Raw genomic sequence first — 20,042 nt, forward strand, 5'->3', positions numbered from 1 at the left:
GCGTCCCGTGCGGCGCCGCGCCCGGTAACGGCGGCCGTCGTACGCAGGCGTACGCGAAGGGGCCCGGGGAGCGTGTGCTCCCCGGGCCCCTTCGCATCACCCGCGTCCCGGTCAGCTGCCGAGGGGCAGGCCCTTCAGGGGGAGCTGGTCGGTGCTCGGCACGCCCTGGGTGGGCAGGTTGCCGCCCGGCAGACCGCTCTGGGTGGCGGTCTTGGCGGCCGAGCCGAGGATGTCGCCCGCGCTGCCCGCCGCGTCGCCGGCCGCCTTCTGCGCGGCCGGGGTCGCCACCTTGCCGGTCTGTCCGACCGTCTTGCCCGCGGCCGGTACGGCCTTCTTGACGGCCTCGGCGCCGGTTTCGCCGGCCATGCCGGTGGTCTTCTGGGTCACCCCGTCCACGGCGTTGCTGACCGAGCTCGGGTCCATCTGGGTCAGGCCGCTGAGGTTCGGGGCGACCTGGGGGACGTCCACGGCGCTTGCGGAGCCGGCCGCACCGACCACGGGCGCTGCACCTGCCGCGATGAGCAGCGCGGCGCGGGCGATCCGACGGGTCAGGGGGAGGGACATGGTGCTCCTTCAGACGGGTTGGAAATGTGTCGCTGTCCGGCGTTCGGACGCAGTGACAACCGTCGTGAGGGGAGGGGAGGTTGCGGTGGGCCCGGGTAAAGAGTTCCCAATGCGTCGCATTATCTACTCTGGATAAAAGCGGGCAATTGATTCCTTGACCCAAAAGCTGACGAACCGTCAGATCCCTTTGTTCTCAAGGGAATTGACGGTTCTGCCCGACGGCACCCGGACGCGGGTGCGAAACCCGGAACCGGGAATGCGGCGGTACTTCGGTCGAGTGCCCGGCCGAACGCGTGACCGGGGTGTGATGGGTGACCGGGCCGTGACGCGGGGCCGGTCTAGGGCTGGAGGGTGATCAGGACCTCGCGCGTGCCGTCGGCGGGGGCGCCCACGGCGGTGCCCGGGCCGGGGGAAGCGGAGGCGCCGGCCGACGCGGTGGTCCAGCCCCGGGCCGATTCGTCCGCGCTCCAGACGCGGCCCGCGTAAGCGACCCGTGCGATGTGCAGCGCCTCCGCCTGCGCCACCGCCCAGTGCGCCAGGGCCCAGCCGCGTTGCTCCGGGCCGGTGCCGGAGGCCGCCGCGCTCTCGGTGACCCGCACCGGCACGGCCACGTCTTTGCCCGCCCCGGCCGGCTGCCGGGCCGCCACCACGCCCTCACCGAACGCCTTCGTCAGGTCCGTCCGCACTTCCACGGGGTCGCCGGGCCGTACGTTCTTGGCCACCGTGCAGGTCAGCGACGCCGCCTGGCGGCCGGTCAGCGCCGCCGTGAGCACCGCCGCGTCCGGCTCGTGCTTCGCGTACGCCTGCGGGAAGCCGCTGCGCTGCACCTTCTGCGCGGCCACCGTCAGCGGAAGGCGCGAGTAGCCGGGGACCTCGGCGAGGTGCTGGTAGAACTTCCCCGCCGAGTACACCGGATCCATGATCTGCTCGGCGCTGCCCCAGCCCATCGAGGGCCGCTGCTGGAAGAGGCCGAGCGAGTCCCGGTCGCCGTGGTCGAGGTTGCGCAGACCCGACTCCTGGAGGGCGGTCGCCAGGGCGATGGTCACGGCCCGTTCCGGCATTCCCCGGGCGAGCCCGACGGCCGTGATCGTCGCCGCGTTCCCTGCCTGCTCCGGGCTCATCCCGAAGGTGGAACCCTGCCCTCCGCCCGCCCCCGCCACGCATTTGGGCGCGCCGGGCCCCCCGCTCACGTACTGCACCACCAGGTAGCCCGCGAGCGCGAGCAGCACGGCGACGGCCGCTCCGATCCGCAGGAGGCGGCCGCGTCGGGAGGGGCGCGGGGGGTCGCTGAGCTCGGACACGGAGCCCACCGTACTGGAGCGCGAAGGCCCCCCGGCCTTGGCGTTAGGGTCGGACGCATGGCCCAAACCACCCTGGATCTGACCGCGGACGCGCCCACGCTGACCGCCCGCCTCGTCGACTTCGCCTCCGTGAGCGGCGACGAGAAGTCGCTGGCCGACGCCATCGAGCGCGAGCTGCGCAAGCTGCCCCACCTGACCGTCGACCGGCACGGCAACAACGTCGTGGCCCGCACGAATCTGGGACGGGCCGAGCGGATCATCCTGGCCGGGCACATCGACACCGTGCCCATCGCCGACAACGTGCCCTCCCGCCTCGACGGGGACGGCGTGCTCTGGGGCTGCGGCACGAGCGACATGAAGTCGGGCGTGGCGGTTCAGCTGCGCATCGCGCAGACGGTGACCGAGCCCAACCGCGATCTGACCTTCGTGTTCTACGACAACGAGGAGGTCGCCGCGCACCTCAACGGCCTTGGCAAGATCGCCGAGGCCCGCCCCGAGTGGCTGGCCGGCGACTTCGCGGTGCTGCTCGAACCCTCCGACACCGAGGTCGAGGGCGGTTGCCAGGGCACCTTGCGGGTGCTTCTGAGGACCAGCGGCGAGCGCGCCCACTCCGCCCGGAGCTGGATGGGCTCCAACGCCATCCACAAGACCGCCCCCATCCTCGCGAAGCTGGCCGCCTACGAGCCGCGCCGCCCGGTCATCGACGGCCTGGAGTACCACGAGGGCCTCAACGCGGTACGGATCGAGGGGGGCGTGGCCGGCAACGTGATCCCGGACGCCTGCACGGTCGTCGTCAACTACCGGTACGCGCCCGACCTCAGCGGCGAGCAGGCCCTCGCCCACGTCCGGGAGGTCTTCGCGGACTGCGACATCGCCGAGTTCGTCGTCGACGACCACTCGGGGGCGGCCCTGCCCGGGCTCTCGCACCCGGCGGCGGCCGCGTTCATGGCGGCGGTGGGCGGCACCGCGCGGCCCAAGTTCGGCTGGACCGACGTCGCGCGCTTCGGCGACCTCGGCATCCCCGCGGTCAACTACGGGCCGGGCGACGCGCTCCTGGCCCACAAGCGGGACGAGCACGTCGTCGTCGAGCGGATCACCCGGTGCGAGCAGCGCCTGCGGGCCTGGCTGACCGACTGAGCCCCGCTCCCGAGGGCCCGCGCACGCCGGGCGGGCCCTTCTTTCCAGCCGTCGGTAGCGGTGTGGCCTGCCGGAATTCCGCCATTCGTCATGTTCGCCGACCTACCCTGGCTGAGCACGCGCAACATCGTCAGCGGAGGGAGCACGGCATGGCCAACCCCGAGGGAAGCCCGTTTCCGGCGGAGCAGCGGCTCGAACAGCGGCTCGGACCGGTGCTGCGCCGCCGCGATCAGGTCCAGGCCGGCACCACCGATCAGCGGCTCCTCGACTCCGAGGGCGACTCGCAGTGGGTGCACACCGACCCCTGGCGGGTCATGCGCATCCAGTCCGAGTTCGTCGAGGGGTTCGGCGCGCTCGCCGAACTGCCCAGCGCCATCAGCGTGTTCGGCTCGGCCCGTACCCCGGCCGGCTCGCCCGACTACGAGGCCGGCGTGCGGATCGGCCGGGCCCTGGTCGACGCGGGCTTCGCCGTGATCACCGGCGGCGGCCCGGGCGCGATGGAGGCCGCGAACCGGGGCGCGCGGGAGGGCAACGGCATCTCCGTCGGCCTCGGCATCGAGCTCCCCTTCGAGCAGGGGCTCAACCCGCACGTCGACATCGGGATCAACTTCCGCTACTTCTTCGTGCGCAAGACCATGTTCGTCAAGTACGCCCAGGGGTTCGTGGTGCTGCCGGGCGGACTCGGCACCCTGGACGAGCTGTTCGAGGCGCTGACCCTGGTGCAGACGCGCAAGGTCACCCGGTTCCCGATCGTCCTGTTCGGCACGGAGTACTGGGGCGGCCTCGTCGACTGGCTGCGCAACACCGTGGTCGGCCAGGGCAAGGCCTCCGAGGGCGACCTCCTGCTCTTCCACGTCACGGACGACGTGGACGAGGCGATCGCCCTGGTCACCAAGGAGTCCGGGCGCTGAACGCGCCCTAGGCGAGCCCCCGGCGGGCCACCGCCGGGGGACGGTGGCCCGCGATCGAGGCCACCATGTCCAGGACCTGACGGGTCTCCGCCACCTCGTGGACGCGGTACACCCGGGCGCCCAGCCAGGCGGACACCGCCGTCGTCGCGAGCGTCCCGATCACCCGCTCCTTCACCGGCCGGTCCAGCGTCTCGCCCACGAAGTCCTTGTTGGAGAGGGAGACGAGCACCGGCCATCCCGTGTCGGCCATCTCCTGCAGGCGCCGGGTCGCCTCCAGGCTGTGCCGGGTGTTCTTCCCGAAGTCGTGTCCCGGGTCGATCATGATCCCGTCCGGTCGCACCCCCAGCTCGACGGCCCGCTCGGCGAGGCCCAGCGTGACCCGCAGGATGTCCGCCATGACGTCGTCGTACGCGATCCGGTGCGGCCGGGTGCGCGGCTCCACCTCGCCCGCGTGGGTGCAGACGAGACCGGCCCCGTACCGCGCGGCGACCTCGGCGAGCTTCGGGTCGAAGCCGCCCCAGGCGTCGTTCAGGACGTCCGCGCCGGCCTCGCAGACCGCCGCGGCCACGTCGTGCCGCCAGGTGTCCACGCTGATGACGACCTCGGGGAAGCGCCGGCGGACCTCGGCCACGAACCCGACCGTGCGCCGCGCCTCCTCCTCGGCGGTGACCTCCTCGCCGGGGCCCGCCTTGACCCCGCCGATGTCGATGATGGCCGCGCCCTCGGCCACCGCCTGCTCCACGCGGGCCAGCGCGGGCTCGTCCAGGAAGGTCGCGCCCTGGTCGTAGAAGGAGTCGGGGGTCCGGTTGACGATGGCCATGATCACCGGTTCGTACGCGGTGAATTCGCGCCGGCCAAGCCGCAGCGTGCCGCGGTCCGTTCCGCTGTGCATCCCCTGTTGATCCTTTGCTGTGGGTCCGGCCGTTGTTCGCCTGCGACCCTAACCGTCAGTGCCGCATGGCACGATCGGACCCGACAGTTTCCGGCGTCGGGAAGGCTCGCTCGTGTTCTGGTTCTTGCTGATCGCGATGGTCGTCGTGGTCACCGCGGTGACCCTCGCCGTGGTGGGCGGCGGCGGAGACGAGTCGGCGGTGCTGTCCGATGCCGAGCCGGAACACCTGGTGGACCCGCTGCCCGAGCACCGCCCGGTGGTCCGGGCCGACGTGGAGGCGCTGCGCCTCCCGGTGGTCCTGCGGGGCTACCGGATGGCGGACGTGGACGACGTCCTGAGCCGTCTCGGCGCCGAGCTCGCCGAGCGGGACGCGCGGATCGCCGAGCTCCGGTCGGCGGCGCGCCCGGCGGCCCACGACCCGCAGACACCGCCGTCGGGTCCGGTCGCCGCCGCACCGCCCGGGACGGCCGCCCCCGGAGCCCGCGAGGACACGCTCCCGGGCGCCGGCCAGGACCTGATGACGCCCCCTCAGGACCTGGTGAAGCCCCCTCACCGGGCCGAGCCGACCGACGAGGAGCCCCGGCGATGAGCGACGCGATCCCCGGCCCCGACGGACGCCTGCGCTGCCCCTGGGGGCTCTCCACCGAGGACTACGTGGCCTACCACGACACCGAGTGGGGCCGCCCGGTCCACGGCGACGACGCGCTGTACGAACGGCTCTGCCTGGAGGCCTTCCAGTCCGGTCTCTCCTGGATCACGATCCTGCGCCGCCGCGAGGGCTTCCGGCGGGCCTTCGCCGGATTCAAGATCGCGGCGGTGGCCGAGTTCACCGAGGCCGACAAGGAGCGCCTGCTCGGCGACGCGGGCATCATCCGCAACCGCCTCAAGATCGAGGCGACGGTGGCCAACGCACAGGCCCTGACCGGCTGGTCGCCCGGCGAGCTCGACGACCTCATCTGGTCGTACGCGCCGGACCCGGCCACCCGCCCGGCCCCCCGCACGCTCTCCGAGGTCCCGGCCGTCACCGACGAGTCGACGGCCTTGTCCAAGGCGCTCAAGAAGCGCGGCCTGCGCTTCATCGGGCCGACCACGGCGTACGCCCTGATGCAGGCCTGCGGCCTGGTCGACGACCACCTCGCGGACTGCGTGGCGCGGGGCGGCGCCTGAGGCACCGCCCCGCGCCGGCGGACGGGCTCGGCTTCCGTTCGCGGGGCACGCCCGTTCCGGAGGCCCGGCTCAGCGCCCGACGTAGTCCGGCTTCTCCTTGGCGAGGAACGCGGCCACCGCGATGGCGTGGTCCTCGGACGCGCCCGCCTTCGCCTGGAGTTCGTCCTCCTTCTCCAGCGTCTGGGCCAGCGTGTGCCCCGCGCCATAGGCCAGGGACGCCTTCAGGGCCCCGTACGCGACGGTCGGGCCCTCGGCGAGGGTCCTGGCCACCGCGTGTGCCGCCGAGGCCAGCTCGGCGGCCGGTACGACCTTGTTGACCAGGCCGATCTCATACGCCTCCGAGGCGGAGACGGAACGCGGGAACAGCAGCAGGTCCGCGGCGCGGGACTGGCCGATCAGCCGGGGCAGCGTCCACGAGACGCCCGAGTCGGCGGTCAGGGCCACGCCGGCGAACGAGGTGTTGAACGCCGCGGTGTCCGCGACCACCCGGTAGTCCGCGGCCAGCGCGAAGCCGAGCCCGGCGCCCGCCGCCACGCCGTTGACGCCGGCCACCACGGGCTTGGGCATCTCGGTGAGTGCCGTCAGGATCGGGTTGTAGTGCTCGCGCACGGTGCTCATGGTCTGCCCGGTGCCCGCCTCGCGGTCGGCGGTCAGCGAGGCCACGTGCTCCTTGAGGTCCTGGCCGACGCAGAACGCCCGGCCGGTCGCGGTCAGCAGCACGGCCCGTACCGCGGGGTCCGAGGCGGCGGCCCGCACGGCCTCGCGGAGCGCGACCTTGGCCTCGGTGTTCATGGCGTTCATGGCCTCGGGCCGGTTGATCGTGATCGTCGCGAGCCCGTCGCTCACCTCGTACAGCACGGTGTCGGCCATGGTGGGATCCCCTCCGTCGCGGATGCTTCTCGGTCGTCGTATCCGCTCAGCATGGCGGAGATCACGAGCGCCGGGCATGTGACCTGCGTCTAACAATCCGGCTACCGTCGGGAACCGGCGGCGGCGAAGTATCGCAGGCGGATCGCCGAATTGAGTGGTTTTGATAGAGCGCGTTGCCCAAGCGATGCGGACCGATGTTGGTCATCGGGTCCTGCCATGCGGGATAATGACCTGGAAGCAATGTGTTCGATGCCGTGACGCGTGCCCAATCCCGGGGGCCGTCGGCTGACGATGAGCTGGTTTCAGGAAGGGGAACGAGCATGGCGGCCATGAAGCCGCGGACGGGCGACGGCCCGCTCGAGGTGACCAAGGAGGGGCGGGGCATTGTCATGCGCGTTCCGCTCGAAGGCGGCGGTCGGCTTGTCGTCGAGCTGACTCCGGACGAGGCCGATGCCCTCGGCGACGCCCTGAAGAAGGTCGTCGGCTGAGTTAGCGGCACGACCCAGACTCTTCACCGCCCCGGTTCGGCACACAGGAGCATGTGTGCCGAACCGGGGCGGTGTTGTAGGTGGGGGCCGCGGCGGCGGTCAGCCGCGGCGGACCGCGCAGAGCAGCCCGTCGCCGACCGGCAGCAGCGAGGCCATGAGCTCGGTGCTCTCGCGCACCGCGCGCAGCAGTTCGCGCAGCCGCAGCACCTCGGCCGGCTGGGCCGCCGAATCCACGGTGCGGCCGTCGGCGAAGACGCCCTCGAAGCAGACGATCCCGCCGGGCCTCAGCAGGCGCAACGATTCAGCGAGCACGTCGAGCGATTCCAGCGGGTCGCCGTCGCAGAACACCAGGTCGTACCCGCCGTCCGCGAGCCGGGGCAGCACGTCCAGGGCGCGCCCGGGAATGAACCGGGCCCGGTTGGCGGCGAAGCCCGCCGCGCGGAAGGCCTGCTTGGCGAACTGCTGGCGGTCCGGCTCCGGGTCGACGGTGGTCAGCACGCCGTCCGGCCGCAGCCCCTGGAGCAGATAGATGCCGGAGACGCCGGTGCCGGTGCCGATCTCCGCGACCGCCTTCGCGTCCGCCGTGGCAGCGAGCAGCCGCAGCGCGGCGCCTGTCCCCGGGGACACCGAACGCAGGCCCGCGTCCCGGGACCGGTCACGGGCCCAGTGCAGTGCGTCGTCCTCGGCGACAAAGGCGTCCGCGAACGCCCAGCTCGTCTGCCGGTTGGCGGTAATGGCCCTCTCCTGTCCCCTTGGTTGGCGCAACGGTGACTGTATCCGCTGGCGTCGGGAACTCGCAGATGGGACCGCGCGTTATGGGGGCAGGGGAACAGCGGGGGAGCGCATGGACGGGTTCAGGGGAGAGGGCCGGAAGCCGGTCCCAAATGCACGTAAAGATTCTTATCCGGAGCTAACGGGCGAGGTGGCTATGGTAGGGGCTCCACTGGACACCACCAGAGCCGACAGGGGAGGTGCGGCTGCGCCTGTGGATCGGGGAGGAGTGCTGCGGCGCTTTCTCAGGTCGGCGGGTGAGCCGAAATCCGTGACCAACTTTGCTGACCGTTCCCGCGCTACCAGCTCCGCAACTACCGCGACCTTCGCCGACGCGGATACCCAGGCGTGGACTCCCCCTACGTGGGAGGAGATCGTCAGCACGCACAGCGGTCGGGTCTACCGCCTCGCCTACCGTTTGACGGGAAACCAGCACGACGCCGAGGACCTGACGCAAGAGGTCTTCGTCCGTGTCTTCCGCTCCCTGTCGACGTACACACCGGGCACGTTCGAGGGCTGGCTGCACCGCATCACCACCAACCTCTTCCTGGACATGGTCCGCCGCCGTCAGCGCATCCGCTTCGACGCGCTCGGCGACGACGCGGCGGAGCGACTGCCCAGCCGCGAGCCCAACCCCCAACAGGCCTTCAACGACGCCCACTTCGACGCCGACGTCCAGCAGGCGCTCGACACCCTGGCGCCCGAGTTCCGTGCGGCCGTGGTCCTCTGCGACATCGAGGGCCTCTCCTACGAGGAGATCGCCGCCACCCTCGGGGTGAAGCTCGGTACCGTCCGCAGCCGGATCCACCGCGGGCGTTCCCATCTGCGCAAGGCCCTCCAGCACCGTTCGCCCGAAGCCCGCGCCGAGCAGCAGCGTGCGCTGGCGGGGGTGGCGCCGGGAGCTCTCGGGGTGGCCGGAGAGGGGATGGCGTGAGTGGTTCGAGTCCCACCCCGGCGGAACAGCATCTCGGGGACCGGCTCGCGGCCCTGGTCGACGGCGAGCTGAACCACGATGCCCGTGAGCGTGTCCTGTCCCATCTGGCGACCTGCGCCAAGTGCAAGGCGGAGGCCGACGCCCAGCGCAACGTGAAGAACGTCTTCGCCCAGGCGGCCCCGCCGCCACCCTCCGAGGGCTTCCTGGCCAGGCTCCAGGGCCTGCCCGGGGGACCGGCCGGCACCGGAGGTGACGACGACGGCTCCGGGGGACCGTTCGGCGGGGGACGCCGAGCCGACGGGTTCCTCGCCGGATCCGGAGTGCTGAGCCCCACGGCCGGCGACCCCGGGGACCCGCGCGTTCCCCGCCCGGGCGGTTTCGGCTACGTTCCGGTCGGTTCCCACGCGGCCGTGCTCCCCGACGGGCTGCGCGGCGGCTTCCGCATCCACGAGGTGGGCAGGTCCGAGCAGGACCGCCCGGGCTCGCCCTGGCGCGGCCGCAGGTTCGCGTTCGCCGCGGCGAGTGCCGTGTCCCTCGCTGCCATCGCGCTCGGCGGCACCCTCCCGTTGGGCTCGACGCCTGGGGCCCGGGCCGCCGGGACCGGCAGCAATGTCGTCCCGATGCGGTCCAACAGCCCTGCCCCGAGCGGGAGTTCGGCCGAGGATCGCCGCCGCGGTGGGGCGGCGGGCCTCCTCTCGGCGATGTCGGCCCAGTCCGCGGCGCCCGCCGCGCCGGGCCCGCGCGTCCTGAACGCGCTGCCCGCGCAGAACGGTCCTGTCCAGCCGCTGGGCGGCGCGTTCCCGGCGGCCCGGCTGAACGGCTCCGCCCTGCCGCCGCTCATACGGTCCGCGGTGGCGACGCTGCCGCTCACCACGACGGACCTGACGCCCGGGGTGCTCGCCGCCGCGCCCTCCGCGACCTCCGTGGCGCCGCAGCAGCTCGCCGCGCCGATCGCCCCCGGGCTCCCGCTGGCCGCCCGGCGCTGACCGCGCTCTGCCGCCACCCGGGGCGACCTGGTTGAATCCCGGGGAGGGGTGCTCGTCGGAGCACGCAGGGAAGCCAGTCGCGGGGAGAGCATGAACGAGCAGCCCACCGGGCCGAAGCCGAAGTGGTGGAGCCGTCCGCAGACCGACCGCCCCCGCGCCACGGAACCCCCGGCCGACGCCTACGACTTGGCCCCGCCGGCCGGGGCGCCCGAGCCCGCGCACCACGGTCCGCCCGCGCAGTCCGCGCAGGAGCGGGCGGCCGTTCCGGACGCCGGTGTTGACGCACCGTCAGATGCGCTTCACGGGGCGGAGCCCATACCCGACGACCCGGCCTCCGAGGCCCCGGCCCCGCCGCTGAGCAGTCCCGAGCCGCGGGCCGCCCCGGCCGAGGACGGCGTGCACCCGGCCCCGCGTCAGCCGCTGCACGCTCCCGATCCCTACGGCACGCCGCCGTACGGCGGGCCCGGCCCGTGGGCACCGGCGCCGCCCGTCCAGCGGCCGGTCCCGACGCCGCCGGGCGGCACCGCGCTGCCGCCCCAGCCCCCGTACGCCGCCGGCCAGGCACCCGCATCCGATGTCCCTTACGCCGCGCCCGCCACTCCCGCCGCACACCCCGCCCCGCAGTGGACGCAGTACGACCCCTGGAGCGCCCCGGGGGAGCCGTTCAGCAAGGCGGGTGAGCCCGGACCCAGGAAGGGGCGGCGCGGGGCGCTGCTGGCCGGGGCCGTGCTGCTTGCCCTGGTCGCCGGATGCATCGGCGGCGGTGTGGGCGCGTACGTCGAGCGCAACGGCGGCATCACCAGCGGCGTCAAGCTGCCGCAGTCCGGCAAGGAGCCGCTGGGCAGGGCACCGGACAGTGTCGCCGGGATCGCCGCGAGCGCGCTGCCGAGCGTGGTCACCATCCATGTCACCGGCGCCACCGAGTCCGGCACCGGCACCGGCTTCGTCCTCGACAACGCCGGGCACATCCTGACCAACAACCACGTCGTGAAGGCCGCGGGCGACTCCGGGAAGATCTCGGTGACCTTCAGCAGCGGCGAGAGCGTCGCCGCCACGGTGGTCGGCCGGGACACCGGATACGACCTCGCGGTCGTCAAGGTCAGCGGCGTATCGGGGATGAAGCCGCTCGCGCTGGGCAACTCCGACAACGTCCTGGTGGGTGACCCGGTGGTGGCGATCGGGGCGCCCTTCGACCTCTCCAACACGGTCACGTCCGGCATCATCAGCGCCAAGGAGCGCCCGATCACGGCGGGCGGCGAGGACGGCGACGGCAGCGACGTCAGCTATGTCGACGCGCTCCAGACCGACGCCCCGATCAACCCGGGGAACTCCGGCGGCCCGCTCGTCGACTCCAAGGCCCGGGTGATCGGGATCAACAGCGCGATCAGGTCGGCGGGGAGCGGCGGCGCGGACGGCGGCGGCGGTCAGGCCGGCTCGATCGGACTCGGCTTCGCCATACCGATCAACCAGGCCAAGCGGGTCGCCGAGGAGCTGATCAACACCGGCAGGGCCACCCACCCGGTGATCGGCGTCACGCTCGACATGAAGTTCACCGGCGACGGCGCCCGCGTGGCCGACAAGGCGCTCGACGGCAAGTCGTCCGTCACCGCGGACGGCCCCGGGGCCAAGGCGGGCATCAGGCCGCAGGACGTGATCACCAAGGTGGACGGCCAGCGGGTGCACGGCGCCGAGGAATTGATAGTGAAGGTCCGCGCGCACCGCCCCGGCGACCAGCTGCGCCTCGCCCTCACGCGGGACGGCAGGGAACAGGAGCTCACGCTGACGCTCGGCTCCGCCTCCTGAGTCCCCCGACGCTCGGCTCCGCCTCCTGGGACTTCCCGGGACGGGGCCGGTCCGGGCTCCCCGGGACGGGGCCGGCCCGGATCGCCCCCCCGGGGCGGGCCCCGGCCGTGCCCGGCGTGCCACCGGCCCCGTGCCGATGCCCAAAGGTCACCCCGCGGGTACCGCGGCGACAGTTTCGCCGGGTACCGTGGAGCGGTCCATGACCGGACGCGGGGCTGAGAGACAAGCGCCGAGATCGCGAGCACTGAGAACACGAGGAGCAGCGGGTGTTCAACGACATCGGGCCCATGGAGCTGGTCACACTCGTGGTCCTCGCCGTGCTCATCTTCGGCCCGGACAAGCTTCCCAAGCTGATCCAGGACGTGTCGAACATCATCCGCAAGGTGCGCAGCTTCTCCGAGAGCGCCAAGCAGGACATCCGGGCCGAGCTGGGCCCCGAGTTCAAGGACTTCGAGTTCGAGGACCTGAACCCCAAGAACTTCGTCCGCAAGCAGCTGATGGACAACGACGACCTGGGCCTGAAGGAGATCCGCAACAGCTTCGACCTCCGCAAGGACATGGAGGAGGTCGCGGACGCGGTGCACGGCCGCGAATCGGCCCCCGCCACCACGGCCGCCAACGGCTCGGTGAACGGTTCGGGCACCCCCGACCTCCTGAAGAAGCGCGAGAAGCTGGAGCCGGGCGAGCGCCCGCCCTTCGACGCCGACGCCACCTGACAGGCGCCGATACCCGCTGATACACGCCAATCCGACATGGGCTTTTCCGGCGAGCCCCGAAGAGATGGCTATCCTCCATCTGTCCGGATGCCAGGACGCCCGAGGGGGGCGGGCCGCTCCGGACGCAACTGATCTAGGAGGCGGCCGGGCAGATGGAGACGACAAGCCGGGTAGCGGGGCAGTCCCCTCAAGGGGGGCCCGAGGGCGCCGGGGCCACACCGGAGGGAGTGCCGGGTGCCCGGCGTACGGTCGACGGCTATCTCCGCGCGCCCTTCCCCTGGTACGGGCTCGACGAGGCGTTCACCGGGCCGCGCTGGCTCATGCAGGTGGCGCTCGCCGCCGACGACACGGTCCAGCACGGCTCGGTCGGCCACGGTGACGAGCCGTCGATACGGCCCGAAGCGCAGGGCGGCACGGCCGAGCGCGAGCGCTTCGCGGTGGTCGTGAGCATCCCCGCCAACCCGGTGCGCCGCAGCGGCGACGGCACGGGCGTCCTGGAAGCCACCTCGGTCTCCTCGGCTGCCTGGCTGGCCGGCTCGGGGCTGCTCTCCTTCACCTGGCCCGCGCAGATGGACCACGTCCTGCGCGGCGACTGGCTGGACCAGCAGACCGAGACGGCGTGGGAGCTCGCCGACGATCTGGCCGGCCCGGACTGGTCGACGCTCTCGCTCCCCGTGGACGGCGAACCGACCGAGTTCCACTACCGCGAGTCCGAGTTCGGCTGGATCCTCGCGGGCTCGGCCCGGAGCGGGGTGCATCTGGGCGCGTACGGTCGCGGCCTGAGCGCCTACGGGCTCGGCTTCTCCGTCGTCAAGGACATCGCCTCGTACGAGTGAGCACGCGGTGAGCACGCCGTGGGTGCGCCGTGGGTACGCGGTGAGTGCGCGGCGAGTCCAACGGCCGTACCGGTAAGGGGCACCCCGCAATAGCGGGGTGCCCCTTACCGCTGACCGCACGCGTCCATGACGGACGCCTCAGCTCACCGGCCGGCCGGGAAGAGCTTGGCGATGAGGAACTTGGTCAGCTGGTCGGCGGGAGCCGTGCCGTCCGGGGACTGGTTGAGGTTGACGAGCACCACGACGGTCGCCCGGCGCTGGGGGTCGTACCCCACGAAGCTGTTGTAGCCGGGGATCTGGCCGTCGTGCCCGATGAACCCGTCGATGTCGGCGACGCCGAGTCCGTACGTCGGCTTGCCGGGCCGGTCCGAGGTGGGGATGAAGTGCAGCCGCTCCCGCTGTAGTCGGGGGTTCAGCAGGGTGCCTTCGGCCAGCACCGGGGCCCAGCGCCGCAGGTCGTCGACGGTGGAGACGGCGGCGCCCGCCGCCCAGGCCCACGAGGCGTTGACATGCGTGACCTCGTTCGGGTCACCGGCCTTCCAGTCCGCCCAGGCGGCGTCCTTGCCGGTCAGTACCGGGGCCGTCAGACTGCCGAGGTTGCTGATGAACTCGTAGCCCTTGGCCTGCAGATCCGGCACGGTGGAGTCGCTGTTCAGGCTGGTGTCGCCCATGCCGGCCCTGTCGAAGAGGCGCTCCTTGAACAGCTGCTCAAGGGGCTGCCCGGTGAGATGCTCGGCGATCAGTCCGAGCAGCACGTAGTTCGTGTTGGAGTAGTGCCAGCCCTTGCCCGGCGGGAAGTACGCGGGGTGGTGGAAGGCCACGTCCAGGAGGTCCTGCGGGCTCCACCGGCCCTCGGGCCGCTGGTCCAGCCGCCGGTTGAAGCCGGGGTCCTCGGAGTAGTTGTAGAGGCCGCTGGTCATCTGGAGCAGCTGGCGGACGGTGATGTGCTCGGCGTTCGGAACGTCCGGGCGGAAGTCCGCCAGCGGGGAGTCGAGCGACAGCTTGCCCTCCTGGACGAGCTGGAGGACGACCGTAGCCGTGAACGTCTTGGTGATGCTGCCGATCCGCAGGTGCTGATCGGTCTTCATGGGCGCCCCGGTCGTGAGGTCGCCGGTGCCCAGGGTCGCGGTCCAGGTGCCCGTATCGGGGGTGCTGACGGACACGATCGCCCCGGGGATGCGCGTCCGCTGCATCATCGCGATCAGATCCGGCGTCAGGCTCCGCGGGTCCGGCGCGGCGCGCACCGCGCCCGTGCGCTGCCCGCCGGCCGGAGCGCCGATCGCGGGCGCGGCGAGCGTCAGCGGCAGCACGGAGGCGATCAGCAGGGCGGCCCAGGGGCGGACTCGGGCGGTCCGGGCGGTCCGGGCCCGGGACGGTCGGCGGGGCCCGTCGGCCGGGCGGCGGCCGGGGGCGGTGGGTGCCGGCGGGTAGGTATCCATAGGGACATCCAGGTGGCCTCGGGGAAGTGGCGCACTGGTCGAGCACCGGACCGGAGCCCCTGGGTCCGCTCGCACGGACGGCGGGTGTCTGCCAGGTACCGGTTCCCATCCCTCCCCCATCAGCAGGATAGGTCGGCCTCGTGCGGACCGCACCGAGACGATCCCCGTTGCCTCGCCGCCCGGGTCGCGCAGGGCCACACTGGAAGGGGATCGGGGGCCGTGGGCCGAGACTGGGAGGCACCCGTGGCGCACACCCGCAGCACCGACGTACTGATCGTGGGCGCCGGCCCCGTCGGCCTGAGCGCCGCCGCCGAGCTGGCCCGGCACGGAGTCCGCGTCCGGCTCGTCGAACGGCTGCCGGCCCGGCTGCCCTACGCGAAGGCGGTGGGCATCCAGCCGCGCACCCTGGAGATCTGGGACCGGATGGGCCTGGTCCGCGAGGTCATGGAGGCGGCCGTGCCGCTCCACGGCCAGCTGACCTATGTCAATGGTGTCGAGCAGCCACGGATGGACCTGGAACTCCCGCCCGAGGTGCCGTACGGGTTCGCGGCGCTGCCGCAGTACGAGACCGAGCGCCTCCTGGAGGAGTATCTCGCCGGTCTGGGCACGGCCATCGAGCGCGAGACGGAACTGCTGTCCTTCAGTCAGGACCCGGACGGGGTGACCGCCCTCCTGCGCACCGCCGCCGGGGGCGAGGAGGAGCTCCGGGCCGGGTATCTCGTCGGCTGCGACGGCGCGCACAGCGCGGTTCGCAAGGGACTCGGGCTCTCCTTCGAGGGAGGGGCCTTCCCCACGTCGTACATGCTGGCCGACGTGGAGGCGGACTGGGACCTGCCGGCCGGCTACAGCATCCGGGCCAGCCACCGTGCGGCGGACGGTACGGTCGACGACCTGCTGGTCTGTGTGCCGCTGCCCGGGGTGCACCGGTACCGCCTGTCCATGCCGGCCGCGCCCGAGCTCGTCGCGGAACGCCCGGCCGACGAGGGCACGGCCGCCGGCGGTACCGAGGGGCCCGCGGACGGCATCGCCCACGGTCTGGGCGGCGAGCGGGTCCCCGAGCTGTCCCAGATCCAGGCCGTCGTCGACCGGCTCGCGCCGAGGCCGTCCGTCCTCTCCCGGATGCGCTGGTCCTCGGTGTTCCGCATCAGCCACCGGATCGTCGACCGGTACGGCGAGGGCCGGGTCTTCGTCGCCGGGGACGCCGCGCACATCCATCCGCCCACCGGGGCCCAGGGCATGAACACCGGCATCCAGGACGCCTGCAACCTGGCCTGGAAGCTCGCCCTCGTCCTACGGGGTTCGGCCGGGACCGCCCTGCTCACCAGCTATGACGCCGAACGCCGCCCGGTGGGCGAGGAGGTGGTGGGGCGGACGGTGCGGCATGCCGCCCACGGCGTCCAGGCCGACCCGGACGACGCGCGGACGCTGATGCTCCGCGAGGCGCAGTTGCTGATCGGCTACCGCGAAGGCCCGCTCGCCACGACCCCGTACGGCCCGGCCGACGCGCCCCAGCCGGGTGATCGCGCCCCGGACTGCGACGGCCTCGCCGCGCCGCTGACCGCCTATCGGATGCGGCTGCTCGACGTGCTGCGCGGCTGCCCGGGGCACGCCGTGATCCTCTATCTGACCGACCCCACCGATCCGGTCGCGGCCCAGGCCGCCGCCGAACTCGAAGACGCCCACGCGCTCGGGACGGCGGCACCGGGTCAGACACCGGGGCCGCGGACGGTGGCGGTCGTCGGCCAGGGCATCGAACCCCTTGAGCCCGGCACCCCGACGGCCCGCTCGCCGCTGCCGGGCCCGGCCGGTCTGTCGGCCCTCGTGGAGCTGCCGGTGCCCGGATACCTGGACACGGCAGGGGAGTTCGCGCGGCTCTACCGCCCCCAGGGCCCGACCGGTTTCATCGTCCGGCCCGACGGTCAGCTCGGGGCCCGCTTCCCCCTCCACCGGACGAAGGAGGCGCTGGCCGAGTACCTCGCGGCGCTGTCCGCCCGGGCGTAGCGGGGGAGCGCAGCGCGGGGGGCCGGGGCGCCGGGCGACGCCCCGGCCGACCGGCTAGAACTTGTTGCGCGGCGTGATCCCGAGCGACATGCCGGACAGGCCGCGGGCGCGACCGCCGAGCTTGCCGGCGATGGCGCGCAGGGCGGCGCCGGCCGGGGAGTCGGGGTTGGACAGGACGACGGGCCGGCCGTCGTCGCCGCCCTCGCGCAGGCGGACGTCGATCGGAATGGAGCCGAGGACGGGCACGTTGGCACCGGTCGTCCTGGTCAGGCCGTCGGCGACCTTCTGGCCGCCACCGGTGCCGAACACGTCGACCATCTCGTCGCAGTGCGGACAGGGCAGGCCCGCCATGTTCTCGACGACGCCGACGATCTTCTGGTGCGTCTGCACGGCGATGGAACCGGCCCGCTCGGCCACCTCGGCGGCGGCCTGCTGCGGGGTGGTCACGACGAGGATCTCGGCGTTGGGCACCAGCTGGGCCACCGAGATCGCGATGTCGCCGGTGCCCGGCGGCAGGTCGAGCAGCAGGACGTCCAGGTCGCCCCAGTACACGTCCGCGAGGAACTGCTGGAGCGCGCGGTGCAGCATCGGGCCGCGCCAGACGACCGGCGCGTTGCCCGGCGTGAACATGCCGATGGAGATGACCTTCACGCCGTGCGCGGACGGCGGCATGATCATGTTCTCGACCTGGGTGGGCTTGCCGTCGGCGCCCAGCATGCGCGGCACCGAGTGGCCGTAGATGTCGGCGTCCACGACGCCGACCTTCAGGCCGTCCGCCGCCATCGCGGCCGCCAGGTTGACCGTGACCGAGGACTTGCCGACGCCGCCCTTGCCGGAGGCGACCGCGTACACACGGGTCAGCGAGCCGGGCTGGGCGAACGGCACCTCGCGCTCGGCGGTGCCGCCGCGCAGCGCGGACGCGAGGTCCTTGCGCTGTTCGTCGCTCATCACGTCGAGCGTGACGTCGACACGGGTGACGCCCTCGACCCGCTCGACCGCCTCCGTGACGTTCTTCGTGATGGTCTCGCGCATCGGGCAGCCGGAGACGGTCAGGTACACCGTGACGGCCACTGCCCCGTCCTCGCCGATCTGCACCGATTTGACCATGCCGAGCTCAGTGATCGGTCGGTGGATCTCGGGGTCGTTCACCGTCGCCAGTGCCTCAAGCACCGCGTCTTCCGTAGCCATACGGTCGATGGTACGGCGCTTACCGCACGGTACGGAAAGCCCTGTCAGCGGTCGCCTTCGTCACGTCCGTACGGCCGCTCCGGCGGGAATAGATGCCGGCGCTCCTCCATCTCCTTGACCAGGTCCTGGAGTTCGGAGCGGATCCAGTCGCGGGTGGCCACTTCGCCGAGGCCCATCCGCAGCGCGGCGATCTCCCGGGTGAGGTACTCGGTGTCGGCGATGGACCGCTCGTTCTGCTTGCGGTCCTGCTCGTGGGTGACCCGGTCGCGGTCGTCCTGCCGGTTCTGCGCGAGCAGGATCAGCGGGGCCGCGTAGGAGGCCTGGAGGGACAGGGCCAGCGTGAGGAAGATGAACGGGTAGTTGTCGAAGCGCAGGCTGCTCGGCGCGAAGATGTTCCAGGCGACCCACAGGATGATGATCAGGGTCATCCAGACGATGAACCGTCCGGTGCCCAGGAACCGCGCGATCCGCTCGCTGAACCGCCCGAACGCCTCCGGGTCCCACTCCGGCAGCAGCCGTACGCGTCCCGAGCGCGGCTGGTCGAGCCGGGCGCGGCCACGCGCCACGGCGCTCGCCCCGCCCGCCCGGCTGCGCTCCTCCGCGCGGTCAGTGCTGCCCATCGGGAACCCCCTCAGGCCCGTGGAACTCCGTCTCGCGCCAGTCGTCCGGCAGCAGGTGGTCGAGTACGTCGTCGACGGTCACGGCGCCCAGGAGCGAACCGCTCTCGTCCACCACGGGCGCGGCCACCATGTTGTACGCGGCGAGGAAGCTGGTCACCGAGGGCAGCGAGGCGTTCGGCGGCAGCGGCTTCAGATCGCTGTCCACGACCGAGCTGACCAGCGTGAACGGCGGCTCGCGCAGCAGCCGCTGGAAGTGGACCATGCCGAGGTACTTGCCGGTCGGCGTCTCGTCCGGCGGGCGGCAGACGTACACCTGCGCGGCGAGCGCGGGCGAGAGGTCCTGCTGGCGCACCCGGGCCAGCGCGTCGGCGACCGTGGCGTCGGGCCGCAGCACGATCGGCTCGGTCGTCATCAGACCGCCCGCCGTGCGCTCCTCGTACGAGAGCAGCCTTCGCACGTCCGCCGCGTCGTCGGGCTGCATCAGGGTGAGGAGGCGCTCCTTGTCCTCCTCGGGCAGCTCGGAGAGCAGGTCGGCGGCGTCGTCCGGGTCCATCGCCTCCAGGACGTCGGCGGCCCGCTCGTCCTTCAGCTTGCCGAGGATCTCCACCTGGTCGTCGTCCGGCAGCTCCTCCAGGACGTCCGCGAGCCGGTCGTCGTCGAGGGCGGCGGCCACCTCGGCCCGGCGCTTGGGGGAGAGGTGGTGCATGACGTTGGCGAGGTCGGCGGGGCGCAGCTGCTCGAAGGTGGCGACCAGGTTCTCGGCGCCCTGCCCGTGCTCCTCCAGGGAGAAGCCGGTGACGGCCGACCACTCGACGGTCAGCGTCTCGCCCTTGCGGCGCAGCGCGCCCGACTTGCCGCGCCGGACGAAGACCTTGTCGATCTCCCAGTCGCGGCGGGCCGGAAGCTGCTGGATCGCCACGTCCAGGACGGTCACCTGCTCGCCGGTCTCGACCAGGGTGACCCGGCGGTCGAGCAGCTCGCCGAGGACCAGGCGCTCGGTGGGGCGCTGCTCGAAGCGGCGCAGATTGACCACGCCGGTGGTGATGACCTGGCCCGACTCCACTCCGGTGACCCGGGTCATGGGCAGGAAGATGAGCCGCCGGCTCACGACCTCCACGACGATGCCGAGCAGCCGGGGAGGCCTGCGGCCGACCCGGAGCATCGCCACGAGGTCGCGCACCCGGCCGACCTGGTCGCCGTTGGGGTCGAAGACGGCCACGCCGGAGAGGTGCGATACGAAGACCCGGGGGGCGCCTGCCGCCATACGAGCGCCTCCTTACTGTTCAGGGTTGCTCCGCACCACCGCGATCGCTGCGGGACAAGGGCTTCAGGCTAGCCGGTGGCGGCGGGGTACGCCCTTGCGGGTCGTCCGTCCGGAGCTCTGCCGAGCAGCGTATGCACTGCGGGTAGGGTGCGGT

Annotated in this window: 20 protein-coding genes; 11 read left to right on the forward strand and 9 right to left on the reverse strand. The window is 72.6% G+C overall.

The window, feature by feature from the left end; all coding sequences use genetic code 11:
- Positions 1–111 precede the first annotated feature (111 nt).
- Entirely contained in the window at positions 112–564 is a 453-nt protein-coding gene (locus ACFYNP_RS18305) for an ATP-binding protein (protein ID WP_388406420.1), read from the reverse strand.
- Positions 565–902: 338 nt separating this feature from the next.
- Positions 903–1,874 carry a hypothetical protein gene (locus ACFYNP_RS18310; RefSeq protein ID WP_388786417.1) on the reverse strand — a complete coding sequence of 324 codons (972 nt, stop codon included), beginning with the start codon at positions 1,872–1,874 and terminating at the stop codon, positions 903–905.
- A 48-nt stretch (positions 1,875–1,922) separates the two neighbouring features.
- Between ACFYNP_RS18310 and dapE the strand changes: the two genes are divergently transcribed.
- Together dapE and ACFYNP_RS18320 are read left to right on the forward strand one after the other, a co-directional pair.
- The gene (gene dapE, locus ACFYNP_RS18315) at positions 1,923–3,002 is read left to right on the forward strand and encodes a succinyl-diaminopimelate desuccinylase (protein WP_388406428.1); all 1,080 of its coding nucleotides are present in this window, start codon (positions 1,923–1,925) and stop codon (positions 3,000–3,002) included.
- Positions 3,003–3,151: 149 nt separating this feature from the next.
- Positions 3,152–3,913 carry a TIGR00730 family Rossman fold protein gene (locus ACFYNP_RS18320; RefSeq protein WP_388406431.1) on the forward strand — a complete coding sequence of 254 codons (762 nt, stop codon included), beginning with the start codon at positions 3,152–3,154 and terminating at the stop codon, positions 3,911–3,913.
- Between the two features lie 7 nt (positions 3,914–3,920).
- On the opposite strand, the gene folP is transcribed toward ACFYNP_RS18320, so the two are convergent.
- On the reverse strand, positions 3,921–4,805 hold the full coding sequence (gene folP, locus ACFYNP_RS18325) for a dihydropteroate synthase (protein WP_388786418.1): 885 nt from the start codon (positions 4,803–4,805) through the stop codon (positions 3,921–3,923).
- A gap of 112 nt (positions 4,806–4,917) precedes the next feature.
- Between folP and ACFYNP_RS18330 the strand changes: the two genes are divergently transcribed.
- Together ACFYNP_RS18330 and ACFYNP_RS18335 are read left to right on the forward strand one after the other, a co-directional pair.
- Positions 4,918–5,394, forward strand: coding sequence for a DivIVA domain-containing protein (locus ACFYNP_RS18330; protein WP_388786420.1), 477 nt, complete (start codon positions 4,918–4,920; stop codon positions 5,392–5,394).
- Positions 5,391–5,972, forward strand: a complete 582-nt coding sequence (locus ACFYNP_RS18335; protein ID WP_388786422.1) for a DNA-3-methyladenine glycosylase I — start codon at positions 5,391–5,393, stop codon at positions 5,970–5,972. Before ACFYNP_RS18330 ends, ACFYNP_RS18335 begins: the two co-directional genes overlap by 4 nt.
- A gap of 69 nt (positions 5,973–6,041) precedes the next feature.
- Here the strand turns inward: ACFYNP_RS18335 and ACFYNP_RS18340 are convergent, their stop codons facing one another.
- Positions 6,042–6,842 carry an enoyl-CoA hydratase/isomerase family protein gene (locus ACFYNP_RS18340; RefSeq protein ID WP_388786424.1) on the reverse strand — a complete coding sequence of 267 codons (801 nt, stop codon included), beginning with the start codon at positions 6,840–6,842 and terminating at the stop codon, positions 6,042–6,044.
- A gap of 320 nt (positions 6,843–7,162) precedes the next feature.
- On the opposite strand from ACFYNP_RS18340, the gene ACFYNP_RS18345 reads away from it, so the two are divergent.
- The gene (locus ACFYNP_RS18345) at positions 7,163–7,330 is read left to right on the forward strand and encodes a DUF3117 domain-containing protein (protein ID WP_003966491.1); all 168 of its coding nucleotides are present in this window, start codon (positions 7,163–7,165) and stop codon (positions 7,328–7,330) included.
- Between the two features lie 99 nt (positions 7,331–7,429).
- Here the strand turns inward: ACFYNP_RS18345 and ACFYNP_RS18350 are convergent, their stop codons facing one another.
- Positions 7,430–8,095, reverse strand: a complete 666-nt coding sequence (locus ACFYNP_RS18350) for an O-methyltransferase (protein WP_388406444.1) — start codon at positions 8,093–8,095, stop codon at positions 7,430–7,432.
- A 163-nt stretch (positions 8,096–8,258) separates the two neighbouring features.
- Here ACFYNP_RS18350 and sigE point away from each other — a divergent pair, with 163 nt between their 5' ends.
- The 5 genes from sigE to ACFYNP_RS18375 all read left to right on the forward strand — a co-directional run bounded on the left by sigE (position 8,259) and on the right by ACFYNP_RS18375 (position 13,376).
- On the forward strand, positions 8,259–9,035 hold the full coding sequence (gene sigE, locus ACFYNP_RS18355) for an RNA polymerase sigma factor SigE (RefSeq protein WP_388406447.1): 777 nt from the start codon (positions 8,259–8,261) through the stop codon (positions 9,033–9,035).
- The gene (locus tag ACFYNP_RS18360; RefSeq protein ID WP_388786425.1) at positions 9,032–10,021 is read left to right on the forward strand and encodes an anti-sigma factor family protein; all 990 of its coding nucleotides are present in this window, start codon (positions 9,032–9,034) and stop codon (positions 10,019–10,021) included. The genes sigE and ACFYNP_RS18360 overlap by 4 nt, the downstream gene beginning before the upstream one ends.
- Before the next feature lie 90 nt (positions 10,022–10,111).
- Positions 10,112–11,824, forward strand: coding sequence for a trypsin-like peptidase domain-containing protein (locus ACFYNP_RS18365; protein WP_388786427.1), 1,713 nt, complete (start codon positions 10,112–10,114; stop codon positions 11,822–11,824).
- Positions 11,825–12,090: 266 nt separating this feature from the next.
- Positions 12,091–12,540, forward strand: coding sequence for a sec-independent translocase (locus ACFYNP_RS18370; RefSeq protein WP_388406455.1), 450 nt, complete (start codon positions 12,091–12,093; stop codon positions 12,538–12,540).
- 152 nt (positions 12,541–12,692) lie between these two features.
- Entirely contained in the window at positions 12,693–13,376 is a 684-nt protein-coding gene (locus ACFYNP_RS18375) for a hypothetical protein (RefSeq protein WP_388786429.1), read from the forward strand.
- 143 nt (positions 13,377–13,519) lie between these two features.
- On the opposite strand, the gene ACFYNP_RS18380 is transcribed toward ACFYNP_RS18375, so the two are convergent.
- On the reverse strand, positions 13,520–14,815 hold the full coding sequence (locus ACFYNP_RS18380; RefSeq protein WP_388786431.1) for a serine hydrolase domain-containing protein: 1,296 nt from the start codon (positions 14,813–14,815) through the stop codon (positions 13,520–13,522).
- A 243-nt stretch (positions 14,816–15,058) separates the two neighbouring features.
- On the opposite strand from ACFYNP_RS18380, the gene ACFYNP_RS18385 reads away from it, so the two are divergent.
- A complete protein-coding gene (locus tag ACFYNP_RS18385; RefSeq protein ID WP_388786433.1) occupies positions 15,059–16,816 on the forward strand; it encodes an FAD-dependent monooxygenase in 1,758 nt (585 codons plus the stop codon).
- Between the two features lie 54 nt (positions 16,817–16,870).
- Here ACFYNP_RS18385 and ACFYNP_RS18390 read toward each other — a convergent pair whose 3' ends face one another.
- The 3 genes from ACFYNP_RS18390 to ACFYNP_RS18400 are packed head-to-tail and all read right to left on the reverse strand — an operon-like array spanning position 16,871 to position 19,888.
- Positions 16,871–18,004 carry an Mrp/NBP35 family ATP-binding protein gene (locus tag ACFYNP_RS18390; RefSeq protein ID WP_388786435.1) on the reverse strand — a complete coding sequence of 378 codons (1,134 nt, stop codon included), beginning with the start codon at positions 18,002–18,004 and terminating at the stop codon, positions 16,871–16,873.
- A gap of 44 nt (positions 18,005–18,048) precedes the next feature.
- Positions 18,049–18,624: a DUF1003 domain-containing protein gene (locus tag ACFYNP_RS18395; protein WP_388406469.1), complete on the reverse strand. Its 576-nt coding sequence runs from the start codon at positions 18,622–18,624 to the stop codon at positions 18,049–18,051.
- Positions 18,611–19,888, reverse strand: coding sequence for a magnesium transporter MgtE N-terminal domain-containing protein (locus tag ACFYNP_RS18400; RefSeq protein ID WP_388406471.1), 1,278 nt, complete (start codon positions 19,886–19,888; stop codon positions 18,611–18,613). The genes ACFYNP_RS18395 and ACFYNP_RS18400 overlap by 14 nt, the downstream gene beginning before the upstream one ends.
- Positions 19,889–20,042 lie beyond the last annotated feature (154 nt).

The sequence above is a fragment of the Streptomyces sp. NPDC006691 genome, from assembly GCF_042869955.1.
Classification (GTDB): Bacteria; Actinomycetota; Actinomycetes; order Streptomycetales; family Streptomycetaceae; genus Streptomyces.

Excerpts from the sequence above, each read along its gene's own strand:
- ACFYNP_RS18400 (WP_388406471.1), bottom strand. The coding sequence starts at position 19,888 with ATGGCGGCAGGCGCCCCCCGGGTCTTCGTATCGCACCTCTCCGGCGTG.
- ACFYNP_RS18340 (WP_388786424.1), bottom strand. The coding sequence starts at position 6,842 with ATGGCCGACACCGTGCTGTACGAGGTGAGCGACGGGCTCGCGACGATC.
- ACFYNP_RS18380 (WP_388786431.1), bottom strand. The coding sequence starts at position 14,815 with ATGGATACCTACCCGCCGGCACCCACCGCCCCCGGCCGCCGCCCGGCC.
- ACFYNP_RS18390 (WP_388786435.1), bottom strand. The coding sequence starts at position 18,004 with ATGGCTACGGAAGACGCGGTGCTTGAGGCACTGGCGACGGTGAACGAC.
- dapE (WP_388406428.1), top strand. The coding sequence starts at position 1,923 with ATGGCCCAAACCACCCTGGATCTGACCGCGGACGCGCCCACGCTGACC.
- folP (WP_388786418.1), bottom strand. The coding sequence starts at position 4,805 with ATGCACAGCGGAACGGACCGCGGCACGCTGCGGCTTGGCCGGCGCGAA.
- ACFYNP_RS18305 (WP_388406420.1), bottom strand. The coding sequence starts at position 564 with ATGTCCCTCCCCCTGACCCGTCGGATCGCCCGCGCCGCGCTGCTCATC.
- ACFYNP_RS18395 (WP_388406469.1), bottom strand. The coding sequence starts at position 18,624 with ATGGGCAGCACTGACCGCGCGGAGGAGCGCAGCCGGGCGGGCGGGGCG.
- ACFYNP_RS18345 (WP_003966491.1), top strand. The coding sequence starts at position 7,163 with ATGGCGGCCATGAAGCCGCGGACGGGCGACGGCCCGCTCGAGGTGACC.
- ACFYNP_RS18365 (WP_388786427.1), top strand. The coding sequence starts at position 10,112 with ATGAACGAGCAGCCCACCGGGCCGAAGCCGAAGTGGTGGAGCCGTCCG.
- ACFYNP_RS18320 (WP_388406431.1), top strand. The coding sequence starts at position 3,152 with ATGGCCAACCCCGAGGGAAGCCCGTTTCCGGCGGAGCAGCGGCTCGAA.
- sigE (WP_388406447.1), top strand. The coding sequence starts at position 8,259 with ATGGTAGGGGCTCCACTGGACACCACCAGAGCCGACAGGGGAGGTGCG.
- ACFYNP_RS18375 (WP_388786429.1), top strand. The coding sequence starts at position 12,693 with ATGGAGACGACAAGCCGGGTAGCGGGGCAGTCCCCTCAAGGGGGGCCC.
- ACFYNP_RS18335 (WP_388786422.1), top strand. The coding sequence starts at position 5,391 with ATGAGCGACGCGATCCCCGGCCCCGACGGACGCCTGCGCTGCCCCTGG.